Genomic DNA, 15,052 nt, shown 5'->3' on the forward strand with positions numbered 1-15,052 from the left:
AAATGAATATGTTTAATCAGAAACCCTCCCCACAATCCCCGGCCCATGAGGCAGGTAATCCCCAAAGCGCGGTCGTCATCGGCTTGGGACGTTTCGGCTTGAGCATGGCTACCGAGTTGGAGGCCAGCGGCGTGGAAGTGTTGGGTATCGACTGTAACGCAGAAGTCGTGCAACGCGCTTCGGCACTGATTCGCCACGTGGTGCGGGCGGACGCCACCGACAAGGAGGCGCTGGCCCAGCTGGCCGTAGACGAGTACGCCTGCGGGGTGGTCACGATTGGTGGCGACCTCGCCGCCTCCATCCTGAGCGCCTCCGCCCTGCTGACCCTGCACTGTCCCCAAGTGTGGGCGAAAGCCTCCAGCGTGGAACAGGGCGAAATCCTCAACCAGATGGGCATCACTCGCGTGTTCTATCCGGAATCTGATATGGGGTTGCGCGCTGCCCACCAGGTCGCCCAGTCTTTCGAGGATTACATCGACCTGGGTCACGGGTTTGCCCTGGTTATCACCAGTTTGGGGCCGCGCTACTGCGGGAAAACCCTCAGTGAGCTCGACGTGCGCCGCCGCGACGGATTCTCTATCGTGGCGATTGAATCGCCCACCGGCACTTGGGAAACCGCTCACGCCAAAACCATCCTGTCCCCTGAAGACCGGGTCATGGTGGTGGCGCCGACTCGGATAATCTCCAAAATCACTCGCCAAGATTAACGGAAAATCCATGTAATCGTAAAGCAATAGGGTAACAACCGTAAAGTAAAATTGTTTTACGTATTCTTAACATCTGCCCCGCGCTAGCCTTAACAATCCTTTCTTACTATCTGACTTGGGAGTAAAAGTTCGATGTATGAAAGGAACACAATGAAAATCTCTCGTATTGGCGCAATTTTTGGCGCTGGTTTGCTTTCCATGTCTCTGCTGACCGGCTGCGGGGGCGGTGGCGATAAGGCCGCTTCCGGTACTGACACCGAGTCCAGTGAACCGACTTCGACCCTGAGCGGCACCGTCACCGGTTCCGGCTCCTCCGCGCTGCTGCCCCTGGCAAAAGCCGCGGCCGATGCTTTCATGAAAGACAACCCCGATGTGACCGTCACGATGAACGGCGGCGGCTCCGGTGAGGGTCTCAAGCAGGTTGCGGCCGGTTCCGTAAACATCGGTAACTCTGACGTTTTCGCTTCTGAGAAGCTCGATGCGACCCAGGCCGCCGACTTGGTCGACCACAAGGTCTGCACCATCACGATGGCTCCGGTGGTCAACAAGGATTTGGGTGTGAAAGACCTCACTACCGCCCAGTTGACCGACATCTTTACCGGCAAGACCACAAACTGGAAAGAAGTTGGCGGCCCGGACGAAAAGATTGTGTTGGTCACCCGCCCGTCCTCCTCCGGTACTCGCGCCCTGTTTAAGACCTGGGCGCTGAACGGTGCCGAGGAAGCCTCCAACCAGTCCCTCGAGACCGACGACTCCGGTACTCTGCTCCAGACCGTGACCCAGAACAAGGGCGCTATCGGCTACGTGGCGCTGTCCTACCTGGCTGGCAAGGACGAAGTTCAGCCCGTCGCTATCGACGGCGTGGAACCGACCTTGGAAAATACCTACAACGGCAAATACAAGGTGTGGGGCTTCGAGCACATGTACACCAAGGGTGAGCCTGATGAAGTAACCAAGGCGTTCCTTGACTACATGATGGGCGACAAGTTCGCTGGCGACCTGGAAAAGATGGGCTACGGCGTGTCTTCTAAGATGTCCAAGGAAGCCACCGCTTCTCACCCTGACCCCGCGGCCTAAAGAGGCTCAGGCGCAACTGAACAAATGGCTACCACAGCTTCTTCGGTGCGGGAGCCTGAATCGACGGAAACAATGATGACTGAACCTAACGTGTCCACTCGTCTTGAATCCACAGATTCAGCGCTCCCGCAGGCGCGTAATTCCGCGGCGGATCCATCTCTGGCCCGGCCGCGGTTCGACTCGAGCGGGGCGGACAAACGTTTCCGTTTGGCAAACAAAATCGGCGGTTCTGCCGTGGCGATTGCGGGTGTTTTCCTGATTGTGCTAACGGTCGTTATTGGCCTGTTCCTGCTGTACAAAGGTTCTTTCACCTTTACCGCGTTCCAGCACACGGTGGGGGAATTCCTGTTTTCCCCGAACTGGGAACCGCAGGACAGCCCGGACTTGACTCTGCGCGGCAGCGTCGGCGCCCTCATCTTTATTCTGGGTTCGCTGATGACCTGCTTCCTGGGCCTGGCCATCGCTACGCCTTTCGCGTTGGGAGCCGCCGTGTTCATTACAGAGATTGCTCCCCGCGCGGGTGAGCGCCTGTTCCGTCCCGCGGTGGAACTGTTCCTCGGCATCCCTTCCGTGGTTTACGGCTGGGTCGGCTTGACCGTCCTGGTGCCATTTATTCGTGACTTTTTTCACGCCCCCCTGGGCGGCTATTCGGTCCTAGCGGCGGGCATCGTCCTGGCGGTCATGATTTTCCCGACCATCACCACTGTTTCCGCCGACGCGATTACCGCGGTTCCTTACGATTATCGCGAGGCGGCCTACGGCTTGGGTTCTACCCGCTGGCAGTCGATTTACCACATTGTCCTGCCCGCGGCCAAGAAGGGCATTTTGACCGGCATTATCCTCGGTCTGGCCAGGGCTTTTGGCGAAGCTCTGGCGGTCGCGATGGTCATCGGCAAGACTCGCGCCTTGCCCGCAGACATCCTCTCTCCGACCAGTTCGCTGACCACGGCGATTACCGCCGACATGGGCAACACCACCAACGGCGGGGAACACAACTCGGCGCTGTGGACCATGGCTTTGCTGCTGTTCCTCATCTCGATGTTCTTTATCTTTGTGATCCACATCATCGGCGCGGAAAGGAAGCAGAATCAATGAGTACCGCTACGACTACCGCTTCGGGTCTTTCCGCCCAGATGGAACACCGTATTCGCCGTGCCAAGAGCGTCAACAACCTGATGACCGGTGTCTTTGGCGCTATCGGGGGTTTCTTCCTGATGTTGATTGTGGCGCTGGCGGCCTACATCGTGGTTCGCGGCCTGCTGAGTTTTGACCCCGTGTTCCTCAGTTTCAGCCGTGACGGCATCATGAACCAGGTGTTCAACACCGTTTACCTGGTGTTTTTGTCCCTGATTGTTTCCGTCGCCCTCGGTGTTCCCGCCGGAATCTACATGGCTGAATACGCTCCAGAAAATCGCTGGACCGGGTTCATCCGCATCTCTATCGAGTCGTTGTCCTCCCTGCCCTCCATCGTGGTCGGCCTGTTCGGTTACTTGGTCTTTATCCTCATGGTGGGCCAACAGTGGAACTTGCTGGCTGGCGCTTTGGCGGTTTCGATTCTGAATCTGCCCTTGGTCACCACGTCCACCGAGTCGGCTCTCCGGGCACTGCCCTCGGACCTGAAATATGGTTCGGCGGCCTTGGGCGCCACCCACTGGACCACCATCGTGCGGGTGCAGCTCCCGGCGGCCCTCCCCCACCTGATGACAGGGGTGGTGCTGGCAGCAGAGCGTGGTTTCGGGGAGGCTGCCGCCCTGCTCTACACCGCCGGTATGTCCACCAACATCAACTGGTCCTCCACAGACATTACCTCCCCCACCAACGCGTTCAACCCCATGCGTCCCGGCGAAACCCTTTCGCTGCATGTGTGGGCGATGCGTACCGAAGCGGTGGAACCAAACGCGGTGGACATCGCTAACTTCTCTGCCGCGGTGCTGGTGCTGATTGCCCTCCTGTTCTCGATTTTGGCTCGCACCATCACCAAGCGGGTTCACGCCAGCCTGGCGGGCCTGTCTGACCAGGCTCCCAAGGGCGGCAAAGGCAAGTGGCGTAAGGCTAACTCCGACACTCCCGTCCCCACTACCGACACGGTGAACCATGCCGAACCGACTATTGACGCGTCGAACTTCACCGACCGTTTCCACCCTAAAGGAAAGGAATAACCACTCATGACTGGGCAAACTAACGTTTTGGAGTCCCCCGCAGCGCCCAAAATTTCCACCACCGCCAAGTTTTCCGCACGTGACCTGCACCTGCATTACGGCGACTTCGAGGCTCTCAAGGGAGTCAACATCGACATTTTGCCTCATCGGATTACGGCTTTGATTGGCCCCTCCGGCTGCGGCAAGTCGACCTTCCTGAAAACCTTGAACCGGATGAATGACCTGGTCAAGGGCGTCAGCATCACCGGACAGGTACTGCTCGACGGCGCGGATATTTTCAAGGATATGGATGCCATCGCCCTGCGCAAGCGGGTGGGCATGGTGTTCCAGCAGCCTAACCCGTTCCCCAAGTCGGTCTTTGACAATATCGCCTACGGGCCGCGCATCAACGGTATCCGCAATCATCGGGAACTGAGCGACATCGTGGAACGTTCCCTGCGTCAAGCCGCGATTTGGGACGAGCTAAAGGATCGCTTGCAAAAGTCCGCCGTGGGACTTTCCGGTGGTCAGCAGCAGCGTCTGTGCATCGCCCGCGCTTTGGCTACCGAACCGGACGTTATCTTGATGGACGAACCGACCTCCGCTCTCGACCCGATTTCTACCTCCAAGATTGAGGAACTGGTCGTGGATCTGGCTCGGGATTACACCATCGTGATTGTGACCCACAATATGCAGCAGGCTTCGCGCATCGCCGACAACACGGCGTTCTTCCTGCTGGGCGAACTGGTGGAGTACAACGATACGGAAACTCTGTTCAGCGTGCCTTCGGACAAGCGCACCGAGGACTACATCACGGGTCGGTTCAGCTAACACCGTGGTTTCGCGCGCCCGGCAGATTCCGCGGGGTACGTCAGGGAAAAAAGTTTTGAGTTATGAAACAGAAAGTAGAGAGGTAATGCGTTCCCGATTCGATCAACAACTCATGCAGCTCAACGAAATGCTGGTTGAGACCGGAGAGCTCTGCGAACAGGCCATCAGTCAGACCATGGTGGCTCTGTCCAGTTCCAGCGATGAAATCGCCCGTGAAGTGATCCGGGCTGATGCCCAAATCGATCAGATGGAGCGGGACATTGAGCACTTGTGCCTGAAATTGCTGTTGCAACAGCAACCGGTGGCCGGGGATTTACGCCAGGTTTCCGCCGCTCTCAAAATGATTACCGACATGGAGCGTATCGGCGACCAGGCCGCAGACATTGCGGAAATCGTGAAGTCTACGGATATGTCCCTGGTGCGAGGATTCCCCAAAATCCCTCAAATGGCGGCGAAAACTGCCGAGATGGTCCACGACGCAGTGAAGTCTTTTGTCGACCGCGACCTAGCTTTGGCTACCGCCACCCAAGCGGCGGACGACGCGGTAGACCGGATGTTCGATGAGGTCGCCACCGAGATGATTGATTTCATTGTGCATGCTGACGCGGCGGACGCCCAAAAGGCTATCGACGTCATCATGATTGCCAAATACTTGGAACGTATCGGCGACCACGCCACGAACATCGCTGAGTGGGTGGATTTCGCAATTACGGGGGTACACGATGTCATCTTCGACACAAAATCCGCCTGAATCGGGCGCTCCCTGGAATAATGGGAGTGTGATTTATTTTGTCGAGGACGACCTCAACATTCGGGATCTGGTTGTTTACACCCTCGGTTCCACCGGTTTTACCGCTCGGGGTTTCGCTGATTATCGGGAATTTCGCGAAGCGATGGCACAGCTGCTCCCGGAAATGATTCTGTTGGACATTATGTTGCCTGGCGTTGATGGCATCCAGATTTTGCGTCGGATTCGGGCCAACCCGGAAACCGAGGGCATTCCGGTCATCATGGTCACGGCGAAAGGCGCCGAGTTCGACAAGGTCAAGTCCTTGGATCTGGGTGCGGACGACTACATAACCAAGCCGTTTGGCATGATGGAACTGGTGTCACGAGTCCGGGCAGTGTTGCGCCGCGTGTCTCGACCCGCCGACCCCGCTGCTGAGGATGAGGAAATCCTCACCATCGGCACTATTGACCTAAACCTTCCCCGCCACACGGTCGCTGTTGAGGGCCGAGAGGTGAAACTGACTCTAAAGGAGTACCAGCTACTGGAGGAACTCATGAGCCAGCCGGGGATTTTGTTTTCCCGCGACAAACTGCTGGATTCCATCTGGGGATACAGTTTCCACGGCGAGACACGCACGGTTGACGTGCATATTCGCACGCTGCGCAAGAAACTCGGCGCGGCCGCGAAACACATTCAGACCGTGCGCGGCGTTGGATATAAGATTTCCGAATAAAGGCGCTCTTAGCCCAGCCGCCACCGAATCAAGGGAGATTTCATGCGACGCAAGATCCTGGGGGCTATCTCAGGTATTTCCGCCATAGCTCTGGTGCTTGCTTATGTCGGCTCTGTCGTGTTCTTTTATGGGGTCAATCGCACCAACATTTTGGATGCCCTGACCGAAGAGGGCGACCTGTTGGCGCTGAGCCTGGAACACCATACCGATGATATTCAGACCCAGATGCTCACCGACTTTCACCGTCAGACCCCCGGGGTTCGCCTGACCTTGGTAGCCAGTGACGGTGAGGTTCTCTATGATTCCGAAGTTCCCGCCGCTCAGATGGCTAACCACGCGAGCCGGCCTGAGATTGTCTCGGCCAATAAACGCAAAGCGCACGGGTTGGGCTCCGATATCGTGGTGCGTGATTCTGACACTCTCAGTGAGGATATGTGCTACTACGCGCGGGCTATCCCGTCGGGCAAAATCGTCCGGGTGGCGCGTCCCGTCCGCACGTTTTATGCCACGGCCCTGTCTGGGTTGCCAATTTTGGGCGGCATTGCCCTAGGTGTGTTCGGGCTGTCTTTCCTGATTGCACGGCGTCAGGCCCGCCTCATCGTCGAGCCGCTGGAACAGATTGACCTGAACCATCCGCTCTCGGGCACTCCTTATGACCGCGACCGGCTGCCCGAGATTGGGCGGCACACCGGGGTGTTCGGAAACTCCAGCGTTTTCGGCGGCGGCGGGGTCTTCGGTTCGGGAGCCTACACCGACACGAAACCGGAAGACGAGCCGAGCCATTCTGAGTCGGCGGAGCCCCCCCTGCCCCACGCTATGCTCCAGGCCTACGGCAAGGACCACGAAACGGTCCCGATTTACCCCGAGTTCTTGCCGCTGCTGCAACGTCTGGAACATCAGAATCGGGATAAGGAAGCGGCCGCGCGTTCTCGCCGCGAGTTTTCCGCTAACGTGTCTCACGAGTTGAAAACCCCGCTGACCTCCATCTCTGGATATGCCGAGATTATCCGCAACGGTTTGGTGAAAGACGAGGACATTCCGGGTTTTGCCGAGCGTATTCACCAGGAGTCCTCCCGCCTGCTGGACCTGATTGGCGACATCATGGAGCTGTCTCGGCTGGACGAGGGTGGTCTGCCGTCAGAAGCGGGGGAGGTCGAGTTGTTTGATTTGTGCCGCACGGTGGTGGAGCGGCTGCAGCCTCGTGCCGCGTCTTTCGATGTGAAGCTGACCCTCTCCGGTTCGCACACGACGCTCACCGGGGTGGAGCCGCTCCTGGGTGAGATGGTGTATAACCTGGTAGACAACGCGATCAAGTACAATCGCGAGGGTGGCGAGGTGAACGTTTGGGCGGGGACGCACCTGGGCAGGCCCCAGCTGGTCGTGACCGACACGGGTATCGGGATTCCTTATGAGGACCAGGAACGCGTGTTTGAGCGGTTTTATCGGGTGGATAAGTCCCATTCGCGACAGACCGGGGGTACCGGTTTGGGGCTCTCTATCGTTAAGCACGCCGCCATCCTGCACTCGGCGGAAATCACGGTGAACTCTACCCCGGGCCAGGGCACGCGCATCGAAGTGACCTTCCCGGACGCGGCCTGAATCCGGCTCCGCTTAGCGTGACAGACATGGCCACTGACGCGTGGTGCCCATGTCACTACTTTCTGGTGCTTGTCATAGTTAAAAGTGTGTGTAAGCTGGTCTTTCCGGGTCGTGTCAGATACACTTGGTTCGGTAGTTTTCCTCAGAGATGTGGAGATTAAACTGGAAAACATTTAGCTTTCTAAACTGAATGTTTCGCTCAAAGATTAGGGAGTCCCCATGAGAGTTTCCGTAAAGCAAACCGTGTCTTGGCTACTGGCAGTGGCTCTAGTACTGCCCGGGGCGATGATTCTTTCCTCACCCTTAGAGGCTGGCGCCGCTGAAACCAGCACCCATGCAGGCTCCCTCCCCGCGGAGCCGGTAAAGGTGCCAGCGGATAAAACTGCGGAGGAATTCATAAAGAATCCGGCGCAGCCAGATATTTACACCTTGCGTAACGACTACAAAGTTACCAGAGTAGGTGAAGATGGGAATAGTAAAAAAGAGATTAACTACCAACCCTATGTCGCAACGGTAGGAGAAGCCGCTACCCCAGCTGAAAAAGGCAAGGTTAGCAAGACGATTACGCTCCCCGATTTCGCAGGCTATGACAAACCAAAAGACGGTGGTAGTACAATCAACGACTACAAAATCACCTATCAAGGAATTGTTGATGCCGCAAAAGCGGGAAAACAATCGGGCGACCCTGAGTATGGTATCACACACAATGCTCTCAAAGAGTACTTGTATCAAGGAGTATCCGGGAGCATTCAAGTCAGGCACGTGTTCCAAGACTTAAAAGATTTCAGTAGTTACGGCAAAAAGCCCGGCGAGACAAAAGACATTATCACCAAGGTAACGGGTAATGTTGGTGACCTTGTTCCTATCAAGCCTTTACCTGACAAAAAAACAGAAGGTTTTGTGCCTGAAAAAACGGACATGAAAGTTGTGATTGCGAAAGATTCGATTATCGTAGACCAACGGTACAACCTTGCCCATTTTGATGTCACATACAACACGGTTGATGGCACGTCGATTCCGGCTCGTACCCTCTACTATGGACAAGTTATTCCTCCGCTTGCGGATTCTGATGTCCCCACCAAAATTGGGGGGACGTTTGTGGGCTGGACGCCCTCTGTGGAACTTGAAGGCACCGTGAACGGAACGAAAACTACTTTTCCGGCGGGGCAACTCATGAAAGATGACTCCGGAAACGCGATCAAGAAACTGGATGCCAAACTCATACTGCCGGCTAGTAATGTAAAGTTTACCGCTGTCTGGAAGGATAAAGAGAAAGCGGATTATGCGATTCAATTCTGGACGGAAAAAGCTGACCACCCTGCGGACGCTAAGCGGGTGGATAAGTACGAATTCATGGGCACTCGCGTGTACAAGGACCAGAAAGTGGGCTCCCGCCCGAAACTAGAGGATGAGCCAGTAAATGGCCTGGCATTCCCCGATTTGGATCAAGCTCGTTTAGATAAAATTTGGAAGGGTGATAAATTTTATCGAGGCAAGTTCCTATATCTCAATAAGTTTTACACCTACAATAAGACGTTAACGGATGAACGAAACGCTGATAAAACTGTTTCCGCTACCGGTAAGACCGTCTATAACATCTATTACGACCGGCAGGTCTATGACCTGTACTTTACGAAATCCAACACTGAGAAGGATTCTTTCTATCCTGAAATTTGGCGATATGGCGAAAAATTAGGGGGACCAGGAGACCCCTACCACTTCAAAGCCAGATTTAACCAGCGCATGGTAGAGTGGCCGAATGACGCCTTAGAAACCAAGGGATTTGATAAAGACAAGCAAAGTTTTGGGTGGGGGCCGAACTTCACAAAACCACATTGGCTATACCGCGACACTCCTCCCTACCGGCTATCGGCTAAAGAGTTCGTAGACATAGAACACTCCGATGATTATTATGGCGGCTACACCAGCGAAATTGATGCTGGCAAAAGTGTCAAAATACAGGCTAATTTGAACGCTGATCCAAAAACTTTCACGACGCTTTCCTTTGGTATCGAGCAACGAGGTGGTACCCGAGAAGGCAGTATTCCGATTCCTCACCACATGGATTTTTGGATGGATGGCTTCGAAGAAAATCCAAGCCTGAGCAGTAAGAAAATTATAGACTACGACCTTTATAGAAGCAAGTCTGATACAAATAGTACCACCTATCGACATAAACCTCCGGTTATCCAAGGCTTTGAACCCTACGAGCCAGGCGGTGTAGTTTCGGAACAGCTGACCGCAGATGAACTTAAAGGAATTAACGATGAGCGGAATGCCACAACACCTTTTCCGGATGGAGAGATAGAGGACATCTATGGAAATACACTTCACAAGGGTCAAATACAATTTATGCATACTTTCTTTAATCGCGCCGATGAATTTGGCGACCCAGAATTCGGCGACGCATTTGAAACAAATGGTTATATTCGCTTTCATTACAAACGCATTCAGTATCCATTACGTTTCAACACCGACCCCACGAAAGTAAAGGGCGACAGTGAATATACCACAAAAGAACAAACAAAAATCTTTTATCAAAAGCCTTTAAAGGAGCTGAGACTCGATGATGTTAATTCTTTGTCGAACCTGGGTCTAACTGATCTCTTAGAAACGGATAGCGATGGAAAAACTCGCATCAAAAGGCCAAAGGGACTCGCGCCTAATAAGGTATTCAAGGGCTGGGCTTTAGACCCTGCCGGGCTGAAAATGGTTTCAACTAACAATGAAACCATGCCGCACCATGCCCTTGTCCTCTACGCCATTTGGGAGGAGCAGGACTTCAAGTGGAAGGTTACCTTTGATCCCGACGGCGGGAAGCTGCCTGCTATCAGTGACACAACGGTAGCCACGGGAACAAAAACTATCTCTGAGGGCGACGTTGGTCAAAAACAAAACGTCACCTACCCGGTCAAAAAAGCTAATGAAGGTGACAAGCAAATTTTCACCGTCCTGCATCGCCAAAAGCTCGTAGAACTTCAAGGCAATGCCAAACCGACCAAGAAGGGCTATAGCTTTAGTGGCTGGGAGGTTCTGCATTACAAGAAGGACAAATACGGCAACTACACTGATGAGTTGGACACCACCACTCACCGCGTTCCCGAACTGTATGGCTTCGGCAACGATGTGGTGGCTCCGATTTATCTGAAGGCTATCTGGGTTCCGAATAACTTGGAAAACGTAACTGTTTACCACCACTACTTGGACAAAGGATACCATATTGAAAAAACTCTGAAACGTAACCCTATATCAAGAACTATTCCGAACCAACGTGCTGGCCAATTAGTACGAACATTCGCTGCACAAAACGATGACTGGCTTCTTGCTGCCCATGGTGGACTGGAAAATTCCCCAGATCAGAAGGTCAAGGATCTTTATAATGAATATAACGGTCGCCTAGGATTTAATAACGGCTATTTCCAAGTGCTTCGGGTCGAACCAAAGAAGATCATGAAAAATGGTAAGTTGGTTGCTAATCCCAATTATAAGAACAATGTCTTCCATTTCTTCTATGTTCCATTTAGAACCCGCAACTACAAGGTTAACTACGTGGACGAAAGAGCCAAAGCTGAATTGGCACAGACCAACGACCCGGCTGAGAAGCAGAAAATTATTGATAAATACCGCATCCTCGACCAAGAGAGGGTTGAGAGTAAAGCCAGGCATTATGATGCTCGGAACTACAAGCCTATCAAAGGGTGGAAGCTCACCTCCAAGCCGCAGCAACAGCTCTTTTACGATGTAGATGAAGCTACCAACGAATTCAAAGGTATCAACGGCACCGGTTCCGATGAAATCACTTTCTATTATAAGGACGTGAGAATCCTCAAAGTGCCAAAGACTGGTAAGACACCCACAGGCTATGTCAGAGTGACATTTAAGGCTAGCGATGGCGGCTCTTTTACAGATAAAGATGGAAATTCCGTCAAAGAACTGACTTACGATGTCTTGGAGGGCACCAAGTCGGATCAGCTTCCCGTTCCTCAAGAAAAGGGTGCTAATCCGGTTACTGGTAAATACTACGTCACCCCGGATCAAAACTATAGCTTCGCAAGGTGGGATAAGAATATCCTCTTGCCTGCCGGAACTGTCCTTAAGAAAGCAGACGAAGCTTCCTACGTCTTTACCGCACAGTTTGAGGAGCCTCCTATCGTCGTCACTGACGGCGTCGTGACCACTGAATCCTTTGCGGATCCGAATAATACTTGGACCAATGATTTTGCGCCCACTCTTGAAGCGCTAAAGGGATCTATTAGGCTAAAAGAAGACGGTGAGCGGAAGGACTTACCGGATGGCGCAACTGTTCAACTCTTTGATGAACACGGCAGCGAAATCACAACCCGTGATGCTATCTACGAATTAGTAAAGGAAAACGGAAAGCCCGATACGGAAGAACCTGTTCGTGTCATAAAACTCAAGGCGAAAGTTTTGTTTAAGAACGGAACCGAGAGGGAATTGCCAGTCCCGATTCGGGTTTATAAGAACCGCTACGAGGCCAAGCCGTCTGGCGAAATGCCTGACCAGCTGAAAACGGCCACAACCGGGCCTAGCGGTGACCTGGTGAATCTACTAAAGGACACCGCTACTCGGAACTACGTCAAGGTGACCGTGAACCCGACTAAACTGGGTCTAAAACCTAAGACCTACTGGGTTAACCCCAAGGCTTGGGTAGATATCCCCGAAATGACAATAGATCCTGAAGAAAAAGCCGCCTCCGGCTTCAAGCACTGGACAGCGGATCAGATTGCCCAAAATGATAATAAAGCTGCAGGTGGAGTTTATGACTTTGCTAAGCGTCACAAGTTCACCGCAGACACGATTATCGAGCCAGTATTTACCCGTAGCAGTACTCCGGGTAAGCCGGGCGGAAACCCGGGCACACCTGGTGGTACCCCAGGCACACCTGGAACCCCGGGCAAACCAACACCTAACCCCACCACACCGGGTACACCTGGTAAACCGGGTACACCTGGTAAACCGGGGACTCCGGGAACCCCGGGCACACCCGGTACACCTGGCACACCGGGTGGAACCCCGAGCTTACCTAGTGGATTCCCCGCTGTGCCGGGTTCGCCGAGTGCGCCCAGCAGTCCCGACCATAAGGACAAGTCGTACTTGGCTAAACTTCCCGCGACCGGAGCCAATTCGCTGCTCTACCTGTATGCGGCGGTTCTGTTGACCCTAACCGGTGCCTTAGTGCTACGAATCAACCGGAAACGTGCCCAAGACTAGGGCATACCTCTGAGCCGTACAACCACGCGCACACCTCCGGTGTCGCGCCGTCATGGCGGGCAGCCGCAACCCACCCGCGCCTGCCCTCCATGACGCCGTCCACACCCCTTTTGGTCCAGGCGCACGCAACGCCCTCTGCCTACGCCTTACTCCACACCCCACCAGCTCACCCCTTTTGCCCCATGCGCGAGTGGCACCCCCTGCCCCGCCAGCACCCCCTTCTGATCCATGCGCGCGCAACGCCCCCTCGCCCCCGCCCGCACCCCCCACCTCACCCACAACGACACCCCTCCCTTGGTCTAGGACATACGCCAGCACCCCCTTCTGATCCATGCGCGCGCAACGCTCCCTCCCCCCGGCCTTACTCCCTGCCCTGCCAGCACCCCCCTTGGCCTTTGCGCGCGACACCCCTGCCCCCGGCCGTACCCTACGCCCCACCGACCCCCCTTCTGATTCAGACCCGCGCAACGCTCCCTCCCCCCGTCCGCACCCCACCCACACCCCTTGTGCGGTCGATAAAGGTGAGGCACGCCATTAATTTGCTGTCACCGCCCGGTTTATATATACTGTTTAGGCACTTCGGGGCATTGGCGCAGTTGGTAGCGCGCTTCCATGGCATGGAAGAGGTCAGGGGTTCGAATCCCCTATGCTCCACGTGACGAAATCGCGGAAACCTTTGGTTTTCGCGATTTTGGCATTTAGGGAACCGATAGGGGATTCGAACCCGAGAGGGCTGGCACCGCCCGAAAACGCGACAGCGTTTTCAGGTGCCAGCGCGAGGAATCGAAGATTCCGAGCGAGACACGATTTTCGCAGAAAATCGTGGAATCCCCTATGCTCCACATTTTGAAAATCCGAGGACAACAAGTCCCCGGATTTTCAAACATTTAAGAACCCTATAGGGGATTCGAACCCGAGAGAGCTGCGCCCGGAAGCGTCCCGGGTTTCACCTAACCCCGTGAAAGAACACAACCTTGGAACTGTCGCTCATTTGCTCAGCGCGAAATACCCTGCAACCAGGCCAGTTATAAGGAAACCTGCGTTAGTACCACGTTTCGCGCCGTGTTACGTGAGGCCCTCCCCCAACGCCCTTGGGAACAGTAGAACACACCACGAGTATCGCCGTGGCGAATTCAGTCGGAGCTAAGACGTTAGAATACAGCATTCCCGCGGTAAAGTAGAGGTGAGTACTTTCTGCAGATTGGAGGGCTACACATGGATGAAGGCGAAGCGGAAATACGTTTGGTTCTCCAGCATATGCACGAGCAAAAGATAATCAGCGAAAAAGAGTTTACGGGCATGTGTACCGCCATTAAGTATGACGGAACTTTGACTGCTCTGGCTGGTATAAGCGCTGTGGTACAGAATGACCCAAATGCCATTCCCCCAGAACTGCTTGACGAAATCCTCGCACTCGAACCAGTGTTTGACGAGGAATACTACCAAGACATGCTAGACGCGCTAGCCGCCCGGCCGACTACGCCTTAACCGCGGTATCCGACACGCCCACGTTATACGAATCAATCCGCCAGTATGGCGCGCGATGCTCGGACTGAACCACCGCCCAATGGCAGTTGTCCAAACCGCGCAGCCCGTACCACTGAGCCGGGTCATGTCCCAGCAAAGTCACGATTCCCTGCGTGGTGGCAGAGCCGTGGGAAACAAACAAGATGGTTTCACCATCAGCAATTTTGTCAGCCCAGTCGCGGTAAGCCTGAGACACTCGCAAGCCAACCTCGCGGCGCGGCTCCACTTTGGTGGTTTCCGGGTCGGGATCGCCGAAATCGCGCCACGAGGTGAAATCATCGGGCCAGCCCGCCTTGATTTCCGTGGCGTTGAGCCCTTCCCAAGTCCCAAAAGCGCGTTCCATCAGGCGTTGGTCGACTTCGACGGGCAAGCCGAGCCGGTCGGCCAACGCGTGGGCGGTGTCGAGGGCGCGGCCTAAAGGTGAGGAAACCACCCTTGTGAAAGGAAAACGAACCAACCCGGCTGCAGCGTCTCTGGC

Annotated in this window: 11 protein-coding genes and 1 tRNA gene; 11 read left to right on the forward strand and 1 reads right to left on the reverse strand. The window is 54.7% G+C overall.

The genetic code is table 11. From position 1 onward, the window contains the following. The first annotated feature begins 2 nt into the window (after positions 1-2). The 11 genes from RDL66_RS07010 (at position 3) to RDL66_RS07060 (ending at position 14,535) form a co-directional block, all read left to right on the forward strand. The gene (locus RDL66_RS07010; protein ID WP_308536135.1) at positions 3-707 is read left to right on the forward strand and encodes a TrkA family potassium uptake protein; all 705 of its coding nucleotides are present in this window, start codon (positions 3-5) and stop codon (positions 705-707) included. Positions 708-857: 150 nt separating this feature from the next. Further along, complete coding sequence (locus RDL66_RS07015) at positions 858-1,784, forward strand: phosphate ABC transporter substrate-binding protein (RefSeq protein WP_308536136.1); 927 nt, start codon at positions 858-860, stop codon at positions 1,782-1,784. Positions 1,785-1,808: 24 nt separating this feature from the next. After that, positions 1,809-2,879, forward strand: coding sequence for a phosphate ABC transporter permease subunit PstC (gene pstC, locus RDL66_RS07020; protein WP_308536137.1), 1,071 nt, complete (start codon positions 1,809-1,811; stop codon positions 2,877-2,879). Further along, the gene (gene pstA, locus RDL66_RS07025; protein WP_308536138.1) at positions 2,876-3,943 is read left to right on the forward strand and encodes a phosphate ABC transporter permease PstA; all 1,068 of its coding nucleotides are present in this window, start codon (positions 2,876-2,878) and stop codon (positions 3,941-3,943) included. The genes pstC and pstA overlap by 4 nt, the downstream gene beginning before the upstream one ends. A gap of 6 nt (positions 3,944-3,949) precedes the next feature. After that, complete coding sequence (pstB, locus tag RDL66_RS07030; RefSeq protein ID WP_308536140.1) at positions 3,950-4,753, forward strand: phosphate ABC transporter ATP-binding protein PstB; 804 nt, start codon at positions 3,950-3,952, stop codon at positions 4,751-4,753. Positions 4,754-4,838: 85 nt separating this feature from the next. After that, positions 4,839-5,504 carry a phosphate signaling complex protein PhoU gene (gene phoU / locus RDL66_RS07035; RefSeq protein ID WP_308536142.1) on the forward strand — a complete coding sequence of 222 codons (666 nt, stop codon included), beginning with the start codon at positions 4,839-4,841 and terminating at the stop codon, positions 5,502-5,504. Positions 5,505-5,532: 28 nt separating this feature from the next. Next, positions 5,533-6,216, forward strand: coding sequence for a winged helix-turn-helix domain-containing protein (locus RDL66_RS07040; protein ID WP_297724265.1), 684 nt, complete (start codon positions 5,533-5,535; stop codon positions 6,214-6,216). Between the two features lie 42 nt (positions 6,217-6,258). After that, positions 6,259-7,815 carry an ATP-binding protein gene (locus RDL66_RS07045; protein ID WP_308536145.1) on the forward strand — a complete coding sequence of 519 codons (1,557 nt, stop codon included), beginning with the start codon at positions 6,259-6,261 and terminating at the stop codon, positions 7,813-7,815. Between the two features lie 219 nt (positions 7,816-8,034). Further along, positions 8,035-13,047, forward strand: coding sequence for an InlB B-repeat-containing protein (locus tag RDL66_RS07050; RefSeq protein ID WP_308536146.1), 5,013 nt, complete (start codon positions 8,035-8,037; stop codon positions 13,045-13,047). A 581-nt stretch (positions 13,048-13,628) separates the two neighbouring features. Then, positions 13,629-13,701 (forward strand) — tRNA-Ala (locus tag RDL66_RS07055). 561 nt (positions 13,702-14,262) lie between these two features. Next, positions 14,263-14,535 carry a hypothetical protein gene (locus RDL66_RS07060; protein ID WP_308536148.1) on the forward strand — a complete coding sequence of 91 codons (273 nt, stop codon included), beginning with the start codon at positions 14,263-14,265 and terminating at the stop codon, positions 14,533-14,535. On the opposite strand, the gene RDL66_RS07065 is transcribed toward RDL66_RS07060, so the two are convergent. Beyond that, positions 14,525-15,052 (reverse strand): histidine phosphatase family protein (locus RDL66_RS07065; protein ID WP_308536150.1); only part of this gene is annotated, 528 nt, incomplete at its 5' end. The genes RDL66_RS07060 and RDL66_RS07065 overlap by 11 nt on opposite strands.

Source organism: uncultured Mobiluncus sp. (genome assembly GCF_902488535.1).
GTDB lineage: Bacteria > Actinomycetota > Actinomycetes > Actinomycetales > Actinomycetaceae > Mobiluncus.